Origin of the sequence: Streptomyces sp. NPDC051320, assembly GCF_040682175.1 — a bacterium.
Classification (GTDB): Bacteria; Actinomycetota; Actinomycetes; order Streptomycetales; family Streptomycetaceae; genus Streptomyces.
The window spans coordinates 215,843-232,739 of the sequence record NZ_JBFBAL010000004.1 but is presented as its reverse complement, the minus strand read 5'-3'; the positions used below and the strand labels follow the sequence as shown (position 1 = coordinate 232,739).

Genomic DNA, 16,897 nt, shown 5'->3' with positions numbered 1-16,897 from the left:
GATGGTGAAAAGGTGTTACCCATGGGTACCGAAAGTGTCCACCGAGGCATAGCCTCCCCTCATGACGGACTCGCAGGCTCCCACCGCCGCTGCCCTCCACGGCACGAACCCGATCGCCCCCGCGCCCGCCGGTGTGCGTACCGCTGCCGATGTGGTCACCCCCGAGGTGGTCGCCCAGCTGACCCGTGACGTGGTCGGTTCCGGGCGCACCGCCAACCACACGCCGTTCACCGGTGAGAAGCTGGCCGATCTGCCCGAGTCCACCCCCGAGGACGTGGCGACCGCCTTCGAGCGGGCCCGCGCGGCGCAGCCCGCCTGGGCCGCGATGCCCGTCCGCAGCCGGGCCGCCGTCCTGCTGCGCTTCCATGACTTGGTCCTTTCCCGGCAGGCCGAGGTGCTCGACCTCATCCAGCTGGAGACCGGCAAGGCCAGGCTGCACGCCCATGAGGAGGTGCAGGCGGTCGCGGTGGCCGCGCGCCACTACGGCCGCAGGGCCCCCTGGTACCTCAAGCCCAAGGGTCACACCGGCGCGGTGCCGACCCTGACCAAGGTGACCGAGCTGCGTCAGCCGCGTGGCGTGGTCGGCCAGATCGCCCCCTGGAACTACCCCTTCGAGCTGTCCGTCGGCGACGCCCTGCCGGCTTTCGCCGCGGGCAACGCCGTGGTGATGAAGCCCGACACCGAGACGGTGCTGACCGCCCTGTGGGCCCGCGATCTGCTGATCGAGGCCGGTCTTCCGCGCGAGGTCTTCCAGGTGGTCATCGGCGACGGCCCGGTCGTCGGCCCCGAGCTGGTCAAGCACGCCGACTACGTCTCCTTCACCGGCTCCACCCGCACCGGCCGCGAGGTCGCCCAGGGTGCGGCGGCCCGGCTCGTCGGCGTCTCCCTCGAACTCGGCGGCAAGAACGCCATGCTGGTGCTGCGCGACGCCGACGTGGAGAAGGCTGCCGCCGGAGCCGTACGCGCCTGCTTCTCGTCGGCGGGTCAGCTCTGCATCTCCATCGAGCGGCTCTACGTCCACGAGTCGATCGCCGACGACTTCGTCGAGCGCTTCGCGGCCCGCACCCGGGCGATGCGTCTCGGCAACTCCCTCGCCTACGGCGCCGACATGGGCTCCCTGGTCGGCGAGCGCCAGCTGGAGACCGTGCAACGGCACGTCGACGAGGCGGTGTCCAAGGGCGCCAAGCTCGTCGCCGGTGGCGTGCACCGCCCGGACATCGGCCCGCTGTTCTACGAGCCGACGATTCTCGACGGTGTCGAGGCGCCGATGTCCGTCTGCTCCGAGGAGACCTTCGGCCCGGTCGTCTCCATCTACCGCTTCAAGGACGAGGACGAGGTGATCGCCATCGCCAACGCCACGCCCTACGGCCTCAATTCGAGCGTCTGGACCAAGGACGGCAAGCGCGGTCACGCCGTCGCGGCCCGGCTGCGGACCGGCACGGTCAACATCAACGAGGGGTACGCCCCCGCGTACGGCAGCGTGCAGTCCCCGATGGGCGGCATGAAGGAGTCCGGCCTCGGCCGCCGGCACGGCTCCGAAGGCATCCTGAAATACACCGAGGCACAGACCGTCGCGCATCAGCGGATCATGCCGATGGCCCCGTCCTTCGGCATGAACGACGAGAAGTACGCGGCGTTCATGAGCCGCAGTCTCAAGGCGATGAAGGCCTTCCGCCTCCGCTAGTTCCTCCCGAGGAGAGTCGATGACACAGGAGAACTCCGTCCGCAGCGAGGACGGGGAACAGGGCGACGACACCGCTCACCACGACACCGCTCACGACGACGCCGCTCACGACGACGCCGCTCACGACGACACCGCTCACCACGACACCGCTCACGACGACGCCGCTTACGACGACACTGCTTACGACTATGACGTGCTCGTCGTCGGCTCCGGCTTCGGCGGTTCGGTCACCGCGCTGCGACTGACCGAGAAGGGGTACCGGGTCGGCGTACTCGAAGCGGGCCGCCGCTTCACCGCCGGGACGCTGCCCAAGAACTCCTGGGACGTCAAGAACTACCTCTGGGCCCCGGCGCTCGGGCTCTACGGCATCCAGCGCGTCCATCTGCTCGGCAACGTGATGGTGCTCGCCGGTGCGGGCGTCGGCGGTGGCTCCCTCAACTACGCCAACACGCTGTACGTCCCGCCGGCGCCGTTCTTCGCGGACCCCCAGTGGGCGGACATCACCGACTGGCAGTCCGAGCTGGCGCCGTACTACGACCAGGCCAAGCGGATGCTCGGGGTGCGGCTGAATCCGACCATGACACCGGCGGACGTCCACCTGAAGGCGTCCGCCGAAGCGATGGGCGTCGGTGACTCCTTCCACCTGGCGCCCGTCGGGGTCTTCTTCGGCGACGGCCAGGACGCCGAAGGCACGGCACGGGTGAAGCCCGGAGCGGCGGTCGACGACCCGTACTTCGGCGGGGCGGGCCCCTCGCGCAAGGCGTGCACCGAGTGCGGCGAGTGCATGACCGGCTGCCGGCACGGTGCGAAGAACACCCTCACCGAGAACTACCTCTACCTCGCCGAGAAGGCCGGTGCGGTCATCCACCCACTGACCTCGGTGACCGCGATCGCCGAGCACGGCGAGGGCGGCTACCAGGTCACCACCGTCCCCACGAACGTCCGCAAGCCCGCGCCGAAGGTGCTGCGCGCACGCCAGGTGGTGGTCGCCGCCGGGACCTACGGCACCCAGACGCTGCTGCACACCATGCGCGACCAGGGGCTGCTGCCCCGGATCTCCCCGAAGCTCGGCGAGCTGACCCGCACCAACTCCGAAGCGCTGGTGGGCGCGCAGACCACCAACCGCCGCTACCGCAAGAAGCACGGTGCACCGAAGGCCGACTTCACCCGGGGCGTCGCGATCACCTCGTCGATCCACCCGGACGGCGACACCCACATCGAGCCGGTGCGGTACGGCAAGGGGTCCAACGCGATGGGCGCCATGTCCATCATCCAGGTTCCCTACGGTTCACGGCGTGTCCTGGGCTGGCTCGGCAACGTCGTCAAACACCCCTCCGCCGCCGCCCGTTCGCTGTCCAACCGACGCTGGTCGGAGCGGACCATCATCGGTCTGGTGATGCAGTCCCTGGACAACTCCCTGACGACTTACCGCAAGCCCGGCGGCATCGGCAAGGGCCTGCTCACCGCGAGGCAGGGCCACGGTGCGCCCAACCCGAAGCAGATCGCGGCGGGCACCCGCGCCGCGACGCTGATCGCCGAGGAGATCAACGGCTTCGCCGGTTCGAACGTGGGCGAGCTGATGGGCACACCGCTGACCGCGCACTTCCTCGGTGGCTGCCCGATCGGCGCCTCCGCGGACGAGGGGGTGATCGACCCGTACCACCGGCTGTACGGTCACCCCGGCATCTCCGTGGTCGACGGCTCGGCGGTCTCGGCGAACCTCGGCGTCAACCCTTCGCTGACCATCACCGCGCAGGCGGAGCGCGCGATGTCGTACTGGCCCAACAAGGGCGAGGAGGACCCGCGTCCCGGGCAGGACCAGGCATACCGGCGCCTCGCCGCGGTCGAACCCAAGTCACCGGCGGTGCCGGCGGAAGCCTTCGGTGCGCTGAAGCTGCCGTTCCTCGGGATGCCGGCGATGCCATCGAAGAAGTAACCCGGCACGGCACGCCCCGCCCACCCGGCACAATCGCCCACCCGGCACGCCCGCCCACGGTCCGTCCCGGCATGCGGGAGGGCTGCACCCCCCTCCGAGTGCAGCCCTCCCGAGTCCGGCCGAGGCCCGCGCCGCGGTACGTGTGCGCACAGCTGGGGCCTTTGGTGGTTCCGCATGGATGACCTGTGAACCCGGTGAATGGTTGCTTCCGGATTCACGAATCCTTTATGTGACGTGCGTCACCGGATCGGCGCCGCCAGGGCCGGCCGGGCAACGGCAGAGGCCCCGTGGAGGAATTCCACGGGGCCCTGAAGAACTGCTGAGGACGCGCGTCCGATGGCGGGGAACTGTGGGCTGGGAACCCGGGGGACCGGGCCGTCGGCCCCGGGCGTCCCCGGAACCGACCGCCTTGGGGTGACCGGGCCGCTGTCCCCTGCCGTCCGGTCACGCACGCCGAAGTGTGGTCCCACGACGCACCTGCAGTACGTCACACACCGCGGCGGAGCCACGCGTGGATTCTGCTTTTCTGACGGGCCGCCCCTGGCTGGTGCGGACGTAGGGACCAACGAACCGCCGTCGAGCCCGGTCACGCGCCGTACGGGTGAGAGCGGGCCCGAACTCAGATAGGGAACCCGCCGCCTCGCCCGCCCGGTGATCAGATCCGTCCCCGGCACAGCTCCAGCATCGTCATCGCCAGACCGGTGCCCGGTTTGCCCAGCGCTTCGCTGTAGTGGCTCAGCACCTCCATCTCGCGCGAGAGGTTCACCCGGCGGCCGCCGGAGATCATCCGGGCGTCCTGGATGACCTCCGACACCGCGATCCGTTCCTGGATCAGGCCGATGATCCGGTCGTCCAGGCCGTCGATGCGTTCGCGTGCGCCGGTGATCAGCGCGGCCGCCTCCGCACTGTGCGCGCCGGTCTTCTCCGGGGCGTTCGGCGGGGTGTTCGCGGTGGTGACGGACCGGGTGGTGGAGGTGCTCATGTCGGTAACTCCTCGAGGGGCGAGGCCCCCGGCGCCGACACGGTCCGGAATGCACAGGCGCCCCGGACCTTGTCGGCCCGGGGCGCCTGGGGAAGTGCTTGTCAGTGGATCAAGCAGCACGACCATGGCAGCCGGACGGGCCGGTGCCATAGGTAAAGACGAAGGTCAGCTGCTGATGCATGAGCGCCATTATGCGGGGTCCGGAGGGAGGGGACAAGTGCCCCCCGCCGACCCCGGTAGAATCGACATACCAGACCTCTTGATGTCCCCGTTCATGCCCCGCCGGAAGGCCGCCCCGTGCCAGCAGCGCCCCCCGCCGCCCCCGACGTCGTACTCGTCGTCGACTTCGGCGCCCAGTACGCCCAGCTCATCGCCCGTCGTGTCCGTGAGGCGCGGGTCTACAGCGAGATCGTTCCCTCCACCATGCCGGTGGCCGAGATGCTGGCCAAGAACCCGAAGGCGATCATCCTCTCCGGCGGTCCGTCGTCGGTGTACGCGGAGGGCGCCCCGACCACCGCACCCGAGCTCTTCGAGACCGGGGTTCCGGTCTTCGGGATGTGCTACGGCTTCCAGCTGATGGCGACCTCGCTCGGCGGCACGGTCGACGACAACGGCGCCCGCGAGTACGGCCGCACCTCGCTGACCGTCTCCCAGCCCGGCTCGACCCTCTTCGAGGGCACGCCCCTCGACCAGTCGGTGTGGATGTCGCACGGCGACGCCTGCTCCGCGGCCCCCGAGGGCTTCACGGTCACCGCCTCCACCGACGTCGTACCGGTGGCGGCCTTCGAGAACGACGACAAGAAGCTGTACGGCGTGCAGTTCCACCCCGAGGTGCTGCACACCACGCACGGCCAGCAGCTCCTCGAGCACTTCCTCTACCGGGGCGCCGGCATCGAGCCGAACTGGACCACGACCAGCGTCGTCGAGGAGCAGGTCGCGCTGGTCCGCGAGCAGGTCGGCGCCAAGCGCGCCATCTGCGGGCTCTCCGGCGGCGTGGACTCGGCGGTCGCCGCCGCGCTCGTCCAGAAGGCCATCGGATCTCAGCTGACCTGCGTGTACGTCGACCACGGGCTGATGCGCAAGGGCGAGACCGAGCAGGTCGAGAAGGACTTCGTCGCGGCCACCGGCGTGCAGCTCAAGGTCGTCGACGCCGAGGACCGCTTCCTGACCGCGCTCAAGGGCGTCTCCGACCCCGAGGAGAAGCGGAAGATCATCGGCCGCGAGTTCATCCGGGTCTTCGAGCAGGCCCAGGCCGAGATCATCGCCGACGCGGGCGAGGACGTCGCCTTCCTCGTGCAGGGCACTCTCTACCCGGACATCGTCGAGTCCGGCGGCGGCACCGGCACCGCCAACATCAAGTCCCACCACAATGTGGGCGGACTCCCCGACGACATCGAGTTCCAGCTCGTCGAGCCGCTGCGCCAGCTGTTCAAGGACGAGGTCCGGATGGTCGGCCAGGAACTCGGCCTCCCCGACGAGATCGTGCACCGCCAGCCCTTCCCCGGCCCGGGCCTCGGGATCCGTATCGTCGGAGAGGTCACCAAGGACCGCCTCGACCTGCTGCGCGAGGCCGACGCCATCGCCCGCGAGGAGCTCACGGCGGCGGGCCTGGACCGCGAGATCTGGCAGTGCCCCGTGGTGCTGCTCGCAGATGTCCACTCGGTCGGCGTGCAGGGCGACGGGCGGACCTACGGCCACCCGATCGTGCTGCGTCCCGTCTCGTCCGAGGACGCCATGACGGCGGACTGGACCCGGATGCCGTACGACGTGCTCGCGAAGATCTCGACGCGCATCACCAACGAGGTCGCCGACGTCAACCGGGTCGTGCTCGACGTCACCAGCAAGCCGCCGGGGACCATCGAGTGGGAGTGATCTCCCCAGCAGACCCGCACCGCGCCGCCGCCCCGGACCACCGGACGGCGGCGCGGTCGTTTTCTCCGCCCTGTCCGCCGCTCTCTGCCGCCTACCCCTTCCCACCTGTGGTTACCGCGAGGTAGCTTCCCGCCATGACCGATGCGCCAGCTCCCATACCGGTGGAACAGCTCCAGTTCGCCATGCCACCCGTCCACGAATCCCTCGCCGAGGAGCGGCACTACCGCAAGACACGGCTGGCCGGGGCGCTGCGGTTGTTCGCCCACTACGGCTACGAGGACGGCGTCTCCGACCACATCACCGCACGCGACCCCGGATACGCCGACTGCTACTGGGTGAACCCCTTCGGCGCGCCCCTCGCGGACATCACCGCGCAGGACCTGATCCTGGCCAACGGCGACGGGCAGGTCGTGGAGGGCCGCCACCATGTGAATCAGGCCGCGTTCGCCGTGCACGCCCAGGTGCACCGGGCCAGGCCCGGGGTCGTCGCCGTCGCGCACAGCCACTCGGTGCACGGGCGGGCACTGTCCGCCCTGGGCGAGCTGCTCGACCCGATCACTCAGGAGTCCTGCGCCTTCTACCAGGACCACACGCTGTACGACGCCTACAGCGGTGTCGTGGTGGACGAGGAGGAGGGCCGCCGGATCGCCGCCACCCTCGGCGACGGCAAGGGGGTCATCCTGCGCAACCACGGGCTGCTCACCGTCGGCGACTCGGTGGACGCGGCGGCCTGGTGGTTCCACACGATGGAGCGCTGCTGCCAGGTGCAGCTCGCCGCCCGGGCCGCCGGAAAGCCTGTACTGATCGAGCACGGTGACGCGGTCGCCACCCGCGAGCAGCTCGGCAGCGATCTGGTCGCCTGGATCAATTACCAGCCGCTGTGGCGCCGCATCAGCCGAACGCTGCCGGACACACCGTCCTGACGGCCTGTTGCCCACCGCCCGTCAACGCAACGGCTCGCACATCACCCCCGCTGACCTGACCTGCTGCGGGCAGCGTGCTTTCCGTACGGCACAATCCCCTTGAATCCCAAGGAAGTTCACGGTGCGGAAAGGGCGGCGTTCTTCGTGGCGTTGCAGGAGACAAGGCAGGACGACGGCGCATACGCCGGGACGCACGCCGGTGCGCACGGCAGCGGCTGTACATGTCCCGCATGTCCGCACGGCGCACGCGAGGGGCATCGGCGTGCCGTTGCCGCGTTCCTCGCCAAGCGGGACGAACTGGCGGCCGGGCAGGGGCTGCCCGCGGCCGTCGCGCACTCGGCAGGCGCGTCACGGCAGTGGGTCTCCGACGAGCTGACCCAGTCGGCCCGTACGGTGGCCGACCGCGACCGGGAGGCCGGTGAAGCCTGGTTCCACCAGGTGTGGCAGCGCACGCTGTTGATGGTCTGGGGCGGCGCGGTGGTACTGGCCCTGGCCGAATCGGCGACCGCGATCGGCGCGGGCTGGAGCGCGGCGCGCACGGCAGGCCTCCTGGCAGCGCTGATGACCGCCGGGCTGCTGACCGGCGCGGCCCGCTTCCACCGGGCGCGCGGCGGGCTGCTGGCCCCGCTGATCGGCGAGGACAACCGCCTCTCCACCTCGCGCGCGGTCGCCGGAGTGTGGGTGCTCGTGGCGGTCCTCTCCGTCCTGATCCTTTCTCTCCAACTGGCGGGCGCGTCCGGCCATGACCGGCGCGACGCCCTCATCGACGGCCTCGAACTGGCCCGGGGTGCCGGCCTGGTGACCGTGCTCGCCCTGGTCTGTCTGATCGCCGTGGTGGTGCTCCGGGTGGTGGCCATCCGGGTGCCGGCCCAGAAACTCCAGAAGCTGCCGGCCGACCGCCCCCGCGCCGCCGACCTCCTCACCGACGACGCCGGCCGCGGCAGTTTCGCGGACACGCAGTACGTCCTGCTGAACGCGGTCGCGGCGGTCTTCGCCATGGTCCGCCTGGCCCGCCGCCCCGACCAGCTCCCCGACCTGCCGTGGGGGGTGGCCCTGCTGGTCGCCGTCTCGGCGGCGACCTATTTCGCCGGCAAGTACGCGGAGGGCGGCCGCCCGGTGATCCTCTCGGTGGTCCGTGCCCGAGAGGCCGGTGACCTGGACGCCCCGATCCGCACCGGCGACGACATCGAAATCCGCGGCACCGGCTTCATCCCCCCGGGCGCCGGCACCCCCGACCTGCTGGCCCGCATGATGGTCCGCATCGGAACCGTGCACGTCCATGTCCCCCTGGTCCCGGTCCTCGGAGGCTTCGCCAACCCGACCGACACGGTGCTTGTGGTGCCCGTACCGGTGGAGGTGGAGCCCGGGCGGGTCGAGGTCCGGGTGATCACCGCTGCGGGTCTGGAGACAGCGCCGCACGAGGTCGACGTAACCGACTAGCACCGTCCCCGGGGGCTCCGCCCCCGGAGCCCCAGTTCGGGAAGGTGGGGCCCCCGGCCGGAGGCTGGCGGTGGGGGCGGGGAAAAGGCCCGCCGCCCCCACCGCCCGCCCCACATTGCTCGGTGCAAGATTGAGCCCACCGCCCGCCCCACCCGTATTCCCCACCAAGGCCCAAAAGGGATCCGCACAAACGGGGGGCACCCCGGAGAGGCAGGAACCGGCCATGGTTCACGGATACCGGACAGAGACGACGCCACCCGCGACGGGCGGCCACGCCCAACGCGCCGCCCAACGCCCCGGCCGGCGCCCCGACTGGAGAGAGACCGCCCGCACCTACGCCCTGGTCCCCCTCCGCCTTTTCCTGGGCGTCACCTTCACCTACGCAGGTCTCGACAAGCTCGCCGATTCCGCCTTCCTGCACGCGTCCGGCACCGGCTCCATCGGCGAACTCATGCGCTCGGTCCGCGACTCGGCCGCCCTCCCGGCCCTGGTGGACCTGGCCCTGAAGAACCCGTCAGGCTTCGGGTACGCCATCGCCCTGGGCGAACTCGCGGTGGGCATCGGCACCCTGCTCGGCCTCTTCGGCCGGCTCGCCGCACTCGGCGGGGCGGCGATCTCGCTCAGTCTCTGGCTGACCGTGAGCTGGCAGACCACGCCGTACTACTACGGCAACGACCTCCCGTACATGTTCTGCTGGGTGCCCCTCATGCTGACCGGTGCGCCCCTCTGGTCGCTGGATGCCCTGATCAGGCGTCGGCGCCACGAACAGAAGGGCAGCTGACCTCCCAGGCCGCCTCGATCATCCGGAAGATCTCGTCCACCGCGGCCTCCGGATCGTCCGCCCCGCGGGCCAGCGAATAGGCGTCGATCGCGAACCTCGCGATCGTCCGGCAGGCCGTTGTGGTCGGTGACAGGCCGGGATCGGCCGCGATGGCCGTGGCCAGCGTCTCCGCGTGGCGCAGCCTCATCGACTCCTCGTACTCCCGCAGGGCGGGCGATTCCTCGATCATGGACCAGATCGGGGCGGCGCTGTCCGCCGTGCAGTGTCGCACCAGGCCATGGATCTCGCGGCGCAGCGCAGGGATGAGCGGCTCGTGCGGCGCCCGGCCGGTGACCGCCTGCGTGAGGCGTTGTTCGAAGTCGTCGCCCTGCTCGAACACCAGGGCCTCTTTCGAGGCGAAGTGGGAGAAGAGCGTGGTGACGGCCACGTCGGCCTCGGCGGCCACGTCACGGATGCCCACCGCGTCATACCCGCGTTCCAGGAAGAGGCGCAGGGCGGTGTCAGCGATCTTCTGGCGGGTCGCGGCCTTCTTGCGCTCACGGCGTCCGGACGGCACGGTCATGCCATGACGCTATCAAATACAAACCCGAAGCTGTTTTTAAAAGCTAACCGTTAGTGCTACGTTCTTCCGCATGAAGAGAGTGAGCTTCGCCGAATTCGGCGGTCCGGACGTCCTGCAACTCATAGACGCCGAGGAGCCCCACGCGGGCCCCGGCCGCATACGCATCGCCGTGCGGGCGGCGGGCGTGAACCCCGTCGACTGGAGGGTCCGCGAAGGCCAGGTTTTGGGGGCCCATCCGATCGAGCTGCCCGCCGGAGTCGGGCTGGACGCCTCCGGGGTGGTGGACGAGGTCGGCGAGGGCGTCGAAGGGGTCGAGGTCGGCGACCACGTGTTCGGCGAAGGCTCGGGCACCTATGCCGAGTTCGCCGTGCTGTGGGCCTGGGCCCGTATGCCCGAGGGCCTGACGTTCGAAGAGGCGGCCGGGTACCCCTCCGTGGTGGAGACCGCGCTGCGCATCATCCGCGAGGTCGGTGTGCGGCCCGGGCAGACGCTGCTGGCCAGCGGAGCGTCCGGGGGAGTCGGATCGGCGGTGCTGCAGATCGCCCGCGACCGCGGCATCACGGTGATCGGCACGGCTGGGGCCGCGAACCAGGACTATCTGCGGAACCTGGGTGCCGTCGCCACGACGTACGGCGAGGGCTGGGTGGAGCGGGTGCGACAGCTCGGCCAGGTCGACGCAGCTCTCGATCTGGCCGGCTCGGGTGTGATCCGCGAGCTCGTCGAACTGACCGGGGATCCGCAGAAGGTGATCTCCATCGCCGATCTCGCTGCGCCGGAGTTCGGTGTCCGGTTCTCCGGCGTGGCCGGGAGCATGCCGGAAGCGCTCACCGAGGCCGCCGGCCTCATCTCGCGGGGAAAGCTGCACATCCCGGTCGAGAAGTCGTACACGCTCGCCGAGGCCGCGCAGGCGCACATCGACAGCCAGGCCGGTCACGCGCGCGGGCGCCGGGTCATGGTCGTCTGAGGCGTTCTGCCGGGCGATCATCGTCGATCTCGTCCCCGGAGCCGACCGGATCCGGGGACCGAACGTCTACCTCATGGCCTGGTCGCCACTGGTGCTCGCCGGGTCGTCGGTGCTGTCCGCCGATGCCCTGCGGGCCGCCCGGCGCCGGCGCACGCCGTAACTGATCCGGCTCGTCGCCCCCGCCGCCACCAGACCGGCGACGAGTACCGGCGCGGCGACTCCGGCCGGTGTCACCCAGACGCCGCCCGCGTCACCGAGGTAGAGGGCGGCGATGCCCAGCAGCACCAGCCCCGCGACCACCTTCCCCGGCCGGACCTCATGCCGGTACTCACGCCTGGGCGTGCGCAGCCGTTCGTCCCCGCGCTCACGCCCCGAGTCGTCACCGTGCACGGGTCACCTCCGCCTGTCCCACGCCGACCTCCAGGCGGAGGTCGAGGGTGCCCGCCACCTTCCCGCCGGGCGGCGGGTCGAGCGTCACCGTCTTCTTCTGGTCGGGCTGGATGTCGACGTCATTGCCGTCCTCGCCAGGCAACCGGATGTCGCCGATGCCGACGTCGACCCGGAGCCGTACCGTCACATTCTTCGGTACGACCACGACCAGCCGCCCCGCACCGACCTCCGCGCGGGTGCCGGCCGAGGTGCCCGCCGGCAGGGCCAGATCGCGGAGGTTCAGGGTGCCGACCCCGGAGCCGACCTCGTACTTCGGCTGCAGAGCGGAGACCGACGCGGGCCGCCAGTCCGTACGGACCCAGTCGGATGTGATGTTCTTCGGCAAGGACGCGGACGCCCCGAGCAGCGCCGTGGTGAGCACCGCCAGGATGATCGTGCCGACGCCGGTACGCCCGACGAACGCGCTGACCAGCATGCCCAGGCCGAAGACGGCGAGTGCGCAGGCCAGCCCGATCTGCAGGCTGGTGCCGACCGGCTGGGCGTGCCAGGAGAGCCCGGCGCCGAGACCGGCCGCGCACAGCGCCAGCAGGAACACCCGTCCGCCGATGCCCCGGGGACCGCGGATCGCGGCGGGGGGCCAGGCCGGTCCTCGGGACGGCGCCGGACGGTCCACCGCGGCATCCGCGGGCCCCCACAGATAACCCGAGCCCACCGGCCCCGTGGTGCCGTCCTTGATGATCGGATCCCGCCACCAGGACGGGCTTCCCGGGGACGGCGGTGCCTGGGTCTCCGGCGGCGCGTCGGCCACCTTCTGCGCGGCCACCCGCTGCGCCGCCACCTTCTGCGCGAACGCCCGCGACGCGCCGGCCGGTTGGCCGCCGTCCGGTGCGGTCTCCGCCGGTGGCACCAGCCGCCGCCGCTGCGACCACACCGCCGAGCCGCCCGCGGCCAGCGCGAGCAGCGCCGAGAAGACGAGCACCGACACGTAGTGCAGCATCGACAGGAACAGACCGCAGCCGACCAGCGCGGCGAGCACCGCCGCCATCGACGCGCCCTCGACCCGCCCGGTCAGCAGCCGGTGCCCCTCACTCTCGTCCTCCCCATCCAGCGGCAGCAGCAGCCAGGCGAAACCGTAGAAGATCAGCCCGAGGCCGCCGGTCACCGTCAGCACCCCGAGCACCACCCGGAAGATCACCGGGTCCAGGTCGAAATGCCTGCCGAGACCGCCGCACACCCCGGCGACCACCTTGTTCCTCCGGTGGCGCCGCAACTGCGGCACTGGCTCGTACTGCGGCGGCGGGGATGTCATGCGTCCATGGTGACGGGCACCGCGCACGGAAGGGAGCCGTCACAACCCTGGCCGGTCCCTGATTTCGGCGCGGCGAACCAGGGGGTTTTCCCTGATGCCTCGGTGTGCCTGTGCATGTGACGATCGAACCATGCCAGTCGCCCCACCCCGCGCCGCAGGCCCCGGCGCCGCCGAAGCGCCGGAAGAGCCGCCGCTGCGCAAGCTGTACCGCAGCGCCGAGGGGCGCATGCTGGGCGGTGTCGCGCGCGGGCTCGCCGGCCACCTCGGGGTGCCGGTCTCCTGGGTGCGGGCCGCCTTTATCGTGCTGTTCACACTGGAGGGGCTCGGCGCCCTGGTGTATGTGGCGTTCTGGTTCGTCGTCCCGCTGGGCGCGGGCGGGGTGGATGCCAACCGCTCCGCCTTCGAGGAGTCCCCGGACGGCCGCGCCCGGCTGCTGCGCAAACCGGACCGGGGCCAGATCGTCGCACTGATCGCGCTGGTCATCGGGGTGGGGATCTTCGCGACGAACGTCGACATCGGCGGTGCCGCCAGCCCGTACATCTGGCCCGTCCTGCTGATCGGCGCCGGTGTCGTGCTGGTCTGGCGCCAGGCCGACAACTCCCGCCGCGCCCACTGGTCCGAGGTCGGCCGCCGCAGCCGGCTGCTCCCGCTGGGGCGGGCGCTGGCGGGCGTCGTCCTGGTCGGCACCGGCCTGGCGGCGTTCATCGTGATCCGCGGTTCGGCCGCCCAACTGGGCAACGTACTGACCGCGACGCTCGCTGTGGTCGCCGGCATCGCCCTGCTCGCCGGCCCCTGGCTGGTGCGGATGACCCAGGACCTCTCGCAGGAACGCCTGATGCGCATCCGCGCCCAGGAACGCGCCGAGGTCGCCGCCCATGTGCACGACTCGGTGCTGCACACCCTCACCCTGATCCAGCGCAACGCCGACGACGGCGGCGAGGTGCGCAGGCTCGCCCGCGCCCAGGAACGCGAACTGCGCGCCTGGCTGTACAAACCCGAGGGCACCGGCAAGGACCAGGACGACGAACCCGAGACCCTCGGCGAAGCGGTCAAGAGCGCCGCTGCCGAGGTCGAGGACAAGCACGGTGTCCCGCTGGAGGTGGTGGTCGTCGGCGACTGCCCGCTCGACGAGAAGCTGTCCGCACAGATGCAGGCCGCACGCGAGGCAATGGTGAACGCGGCCAAGTACGGTGGCGGGGGTGGGGCGGTGCAGGTCTACGCGGAGGTCGAAGGCCGTACCGTCTTCGTATCCGTACGGGACCGGGGCCCCGGCTTCGATCTGGACGCGGTCCCCGACGACCGGATGGGCGTCCGGGAATCGATCATCGGCCGGATGCAGCGCAACGGCGGTACGGCGCACCTGCGTTCCGCGCCGGAGGGCGGCACCGTAGTGGAACTGGAGATGGAGCGAGCATGACCGAGACCGAGACTGAGCAGACCACCGAGAGCCGCCGGGTCCGGGTCGTGCTCGTCGACGACCACCGGATGTTCCGCACCGGCGTACAGGCCGAGATCGGCCGGACGGAGACCACCGGAGTCGAGGTGGTCGGCGAGGCGGCCGACGTCGACCAGGCGGTCACCGTCATCAAGGCCACCCGCCCCGAGGTCGTCCTGCTCGACGTGCACCTCCCGGGCGGCGGCGGTGTCGAGGTGCTGCGCCGCTCGGCCGCGCTGATGTCCGACGCGGAGAATCCGGTGCGCTTCCTCGCCCTGTCCGTCTCGGACGCGGCGGAGGACGTCATCGGCGTCATCCGGGGTGGCGCCCGCGGCTACGTCACCAAGACGATCACCGGCACCGACCTGGTCGACTCCATCTTCCGCGTCCAGGACGGCGACGCGGTCTTCTCCCCGCGCCTGGCCGGCTTCGTGCTCGACGCCTTCGCCTCCACGGACGCACCGCCGGTCGACGAGGACATGGACCGGCTGACCCAGCGAGAACGCGAGGTGCTGCGCCTGATCGCCCGCGGCTACGCCTACAAGGAGATCGCCAAGCAGCTCTTCATCTCGGTGAAGACCGTCGAGTCCCACGTCTCCGCCGTGCTCAGGAAGCTCCAGCTCTCCAACCGCCACGAACTGACCCGCTGGGCGACGGCACGACGCCTGGTCTGACCGGCCCGGGGCAGGGGTCCTTCACCGGAGCGTGAACACTTTCCAGCTCACGGCTGAACTCGGCTTTCAACGCGGGCGGGCTTGGTGTTTGTTCTTCGACCAGGGGGCCGTCCCGGCCCTGGCCGAGACGTTCTCGGTGCGGCCGCCGGACGGACCGTGGTCGCGCGGATGTGCGATCTTGACCACGAACAGCGCCGGAGCGTCGCACGCCGGCTTCTGCACGACGACCCCGTTCAGTACGCGAATTGACGGCCCGAAATCACCATGGACGTAGTTACAGGGAGTGTGACCGGGGACCTCAAGGAAGGTCGCCGACTTGCAGACTTCACCACCATGGCTGCTCACCTTTCGCACCAGTTCAAGAAATCGGGCACCCCGCCCGGCGAGATTCAGAAGCATTTCGCATGAGTTGCACCGCGTCTCACTTCGCAGCTGGAGATATGTCAGGCCGCTCGCTGCGATGGCTGGAAGAGAAAGCTCTATCAGCTCCCCGGGGCTCTGTCCCTCTGCACGATTGGCTGACTCTCCGTGCCCTCTGTACGGGTACGATGCGAGAGGAAGATCTGCCTGCAGATGTGAGGCTCCGCTGGGCCCGTCTCGCTTTGGTGGCCATCTCTCGGGAATTTGAACCAGTCGACAGTGATGTAAAGAAACTTGCTGCAGAGGTTGCCCATCTTCGGGTTTTTATGATCCACGAGTTCGGAGTTGGCCCCGCTGGTAGCGAAAGGGATCCATCGGACCTCTGCAGATATGTTATGGAGAGGATCGATCTGCCGTGCGCGGAAGCGGAAGTGCTGGCTGCCACATGGCGTTGCTGTTCTGCGGCTCGTATGCTCGGTCTGAGGCGTATCAAAAATATGCTGATCCCTCTGAAGGGGATTGATCAGTACCTGAATCACAATGATTCGTTGCGGGCGTATGTTGCGCGGTGGGTGTCACTGATTCCGCAGCTTCCGTGAAACGAACCGACCCGCTGGGCGACGGCGCGAAGCCTGGTCCGACCTGCCTCTCCTACCGCACGGGGTCTAGTGTTCGATCATGGCAGCGCAGGCATACCTCTCCGAACTCTTCTCGCTGGACGACCGGGTCGCCCTGGTGACCGGCGGCAGCTCCGGCATCGGCCGGGCCATCGCCGGGGCACTCGCGCGGGCCGGGGCGAGCGTCGTCATCGTGGCGCGCAAGGAGGCGGAGCTGGCCGCCACGGTGGACGAGCTGAAGGCCGAAGGCTGCCGGGCGGCGTGGGTGAGCGCCGACCTCGGCATCCGCGACCGGGTGCGTGCGGCGGCCGACCGGGCGGCAGAGCCGTTCGGGGAGCCCGACATCCTCGTCAACTGCGCAGGCGTCAACCTGCGCCCGCCGATGAGCGAGTTGGGCGACGACGTCTGGGACACCACGATGGCGGTGAACCTGGAGGCGCCCTACTTGCTGGGACAGCGGTTCGGCCCCGGCATGGCCGACCGCGGCTTCGGCCGGATCATCCACGTCACCTCGCAGCAGGCGCACCGGGCGTTCGTCCAGAGCGGTGCCTACGGTGTCTCCAAGGGGGCGTTGGAGTCACTGGCTCGTTCGCAGGCCGAGGCCTGGTCGCCGTACGGCGTTACCTGCAACACGCTCGTGCCCGGCTTCGTGATGACGCCGCTCAACGCGCGGTTGTCGTCGGACACCGAGAAGGTGGCGGCGCTGGCCGCGCGCACGATGGTCGGCAGGAACGGCCTGGCCGAGGACTTCGCGGGCGCGGCGGTCTTCCTGGCCGGCCGCGCCTCCGCCTACGTCACCGGGCAATCGATCTTCGTCGACGGCGGGTTCTCCGTGCACTGAGGTCAGCCGGCCGAGGGGCGACCGGCTCCTGCAGCCCGGTGTGGGAGCCTGGGCCTGCATGCGCGAGCCCGGTCCGTGCCATCTGTTCACGTGTCCGCGCCCGTGCGGGACCGGTCAGCCACGCCCC

General features: G+C 70.3%; 15 protein-coding genes. 10 read left to right on the top strand and 5 right to left on the bottom strand.

Annotated elements, in window-relative coordinates; genetic code table 11:
• Positions 1–61 precede the first annotated feature (61 nt).
• Together AB0M87_RS11350 and AB0M87_RS11345 are read left to right on the top strand one after the other, a co-directional pair.
• Positions 62–1,684, top strand: a complete 1,623-nt coding sequence (locus AB0M87_RS11350; protein ID WP_365851713.1) for a succinic semialdehyde dehydrogenase — start codon at positions 62–64, stop codon at positions 1,682–1,684.
• A gap of 19 nt (positions 1,685–1,703) precedes the next feature.
• Entirely contained in the window at positions 1,704–3,620 is a 1,917-nt protein-coding gene (locus tag AB0M87_RS11345; RefSeq protein WP_365851712.1) for a GMC family oxidoreductase, read from the top strand.
• Between the two features lie 655 nt (positions 3,621–4,275).
• Here AB0M87_RS11345 and AB0M87_RS11340 read toward each other — a convergent pair.
• Positions 4,276–4,602, bottom strand: coding sequence for a chorismate mutase (locus AB0M87_RS11340; protein ID WP_365851711.1), 327 nt, complete (start codon positions 4,600–4,602; stop codon positions 4,276–4,278).
• Between the two features lie 297 nt (positions 4,603–4,899).
• Here AB0M87_RS11340 and guaA point away from each other — a divergent pair, with 297 nt between their 5' ends.
• The 4 genes from guaA (at position 4,900) to AB0M87_RS11320 (ending at position 9,618) form a co-directional block, all read left to right on the top strand.
• Positions 4,900–6,474 (top strand): glutamine-hydrolyzing GMP synthase, encoded by a 1,575-nt coding sequence (gene guaA, locus AB0M87_RS11335; RefSeq protein WP_365851710.1) that lies wholly within the window; start codon positions 4,900–4,902, stop codon positions 6,472–6,474.
• Between the two features lie 134 nt (positions 6,475–6,608).
• Positions 6,609–7,397 (top strand): class II aldolase/adducin family protein, encoded by a 789-nt coding sequence (locus AB0M87_RS11330; protein WP_365851708.1) that lies wholly within the window; start codon positions 6,609–6,611, stop codon positions 7,395–7,397.
• A 144-nt stretch (positions 7,398–7,541) separates the two neighbouring features.
• On the top strand, positions 7,542–8,837 hold the full coding sequence (locus AB0M87_RS11325) for a hypothetical protein (RefSeq protein ID WP_365851707.1): 1,296 nt from the start codon (positions 7,542–7,544) through the stop codon (positions 8,835–8,837).
• Between the two features lie 223 nt (positions 8,838–9,060).
• The gene (locus AB0M87_RS11320) at positions 9,061–9,618 is read left to right on the top strand and encodes a TQO small subunit DoxD (protein WP_365851706.1); all 558 of its coding nucleotides are present in this window, start codon (positions 9,061–9,063) and stop codon (positions 9,616–9,618) included.
• Here AB0M87_RS11320 and AB0M87_RS11315 read toward each other — a convergent pair.
• Entirely contained in the window at positions 9,584–10,180 is a 597-nt protein-coding gene (locus tag AB0M87_RS11315) for a helix-turn-helix domain-containing protein (protein WP_365851705.1), read from the bottom strand. The two genes, AB0M87_RS11320 and AB0M87_RS11315, sit on opposite strands and share 35 nt — an antisense overlap.
• A 70-nt stretch (positions 10,181–10,250) precedes the next feature.
• Between AB0M87_RS11315 and AB0M87_RS11310 the strand changes: the two genes are divergently transcribed.
• Positions 10,251–11,144, top strand: coding sequence for an NADP-dependent oxidoreductase (locus AB0M87_RS11310; RefSeq protein ID WP_365851704.1), 894 nt, complete (start codon positions 10,251–10,253; stop codon positions 11,142–11,144).
• A gap of 66 nt (positions 11,145–11,210) precedes the next feature.
• Here the strand turns inward: AB0M87_RS11310 and AB0M87_RS11305 are convergent, their stop codons facing one another.
• Positions 11,211–11,534 carry a hypothetical protein gene (locus AB0M87_RS11305; protein ID WP_365851703.1) on the bottom strand — a complete coding sequence of 108 codons (324 nt, stop codon included), beginning with the start codon at positions 11,532–11,534 and terminating at the stop codon, positions 11,211–11,213.
• A complete protein-coding gene (locus AB0M87_RS11300; RefSeq protein WP_365851702.1) occupies positions 11,524–12,843 on the bottom strand; it encodes a PspC domain-containing protein in 1,320 nt (439 codons plus the stop codon). Before AB0M87_RS11300 ends, AB0M87_RS11305 begins: the two co-directional genes overlap by 11 nt.
• A gap of 130 nt (positions 12,844–12,973) precedes the next feature.
• Here AB0M87_RS11300 and AB0M87_RS11295 point away from each other — a divergent pair, with 130 nt between their 5' ends.
• Together AB0M87_RS11295 and AB0M87_RS11290 are read left to right on the top strand one after the other, a co-directional pair.
• Positions 12,974–14,260, top strand: coding sequence for a PspC domain-containing protein (locus AB0M87_RS11295; RefSeq protein WP_365851701.1), 1,287 nt, complete (start codon positions 12,974–12,976; stop codon positions 14,258–14,260).
• Complete coding sequence (locus tag AB0M87_RS11290; protein WP_365851700.1) at positions 14,257–14,952, top strand: response regulator transcription factor; 696 nt, start codon at positions 14,257–14,259, stop codon at positions 14,950–14,952. The genes AB0M87_RS11295 and AB0M87_RS11290 overlap by 4 nt, the downstream gene beginning before the upstream one ends.
• A gap of 66 nt (positions 14,953–15,018) precedes the next feature.
• Here AB0M87_RS11290 and AB0M87_RS11285 read toward each other — a convergent pair whose 3' ends face one another.
• Positions 15,019–15,351, bottom strand: coding sequence for a hypothetical protein (locus AB0M87_RS11285; protein ID WP_365851699.1), 333 nt, complete (start codon positions 15,349–15,351; stop codon positions 15,019–15,021).
• A gap of 639 nt (positions 15,352–15,990) precedes the next feature.
• Here AB0M87_RS11285 and AB0M87_RS11280 point away from each other — a divergent pair.
• Positions 15,991–16,770 (top strand): SDR family oxidoreductase, encoded by a 780-nt coding sequence (locus AB0M87_RS11280; protein ID WP_365851698.1) that lies wholly within the window; start codon positions 15,991–15,993, stop codon positions 16,768–16,770.
• The last annotated feature ends 127 nt before the right edge of the window (positions 16,771–16,897 follow it).

Excerpts from the sequence above, each read along its gene's own strand:
- AB0M87_RS11350 (WP_365851713.1), top strand. The coding sequence starts at position 62 with ATGACGGACTCGCAGGCTCCCACCGCCGCTGCCCTCCACGGCACGAAC.
- AB0M87_RS11345 (WP_365851712.1), top strand. The coding sequence starts at position 1,704 with ATGACACAGGAGAACTCCGTCCGCAGCGAGGACGGGGAACAGGGCGAC.
- AB0M87_RS11340 (WP_365851711.1), bottom strand. The coding sequence starts at position 4,602 with ATGAGCACCTCCACCACCCGGTCCGTCACCACCGCGAACACCCCGCCG.
- AB0M87_RS11330 (WP_365851708.1), top strand. The coding sequence starts at position 6,609 with ATGACCGATGCGCCAGCTCCCATACCGGTGGAACAGCTCCAGTTCGCC.
- AB0M87_RS11320 (WP_365851706.1), top strand. The coding sequence starts at position 9,061 with ATGGTTCACGGATACCGGACAGAGACGACGCCACCCGCGACGGGCGGC.
- AB0M87_RS11315 (WP_365851705.1), bottom strand. The coding sequence starts at position 10,180 with ATGACCGTGCCGTCCGGACGCCGTGAGCGCAAGAAGGCCGCGACCCGC.
- AB0M87_RS11310 (WP_365851704.1), top strand. The coding sequence starts at position 10,251 with ATGAAGAGAGTGAGCTTCGCCGAATTCGGCGGTCCGGACGTCCTGCAA.
- AB0M87_RS11300 (WP_365851702.1), bottom strand. The coding sequence starts at position 12,843 with ATGACATCCCCGCCGCCGCAGTACGAGCCAGTGCCGCAGTTGCGGCGC.
- AB0M87_RS11295 (WP_365851701.1), top strand. The coding sequence starts at position 12,974 with ATGCCAGTCGCCCCACCCCGCGCCGCAGGCCCCGGCGCCGCCGAAGCG.
- AB0M87_RS11290 (WP_365851700.1), top strand. The coding sequence starts at position 14,257 with ATGACCGAGACCGAGACTGAGCAGACCACCGAGAGCCGCCGGGTCCGG.
- AB0M87_RS11285 (WP_365851699.1), bottom strand. The coding sequence starts at position 15,351 with ATGCTTCTGAATCTCGCCGGGCGGGGTGCCCGATTTCTTGAACTGGTG.
- AB0M87_RS11280 (WP_365851698.1), top strand. The coding sequence starts at position 15,991 with ATGGCAGCGCAGGCATACCTCTCCGAACTCTTCTCGCTGGACGACCGG.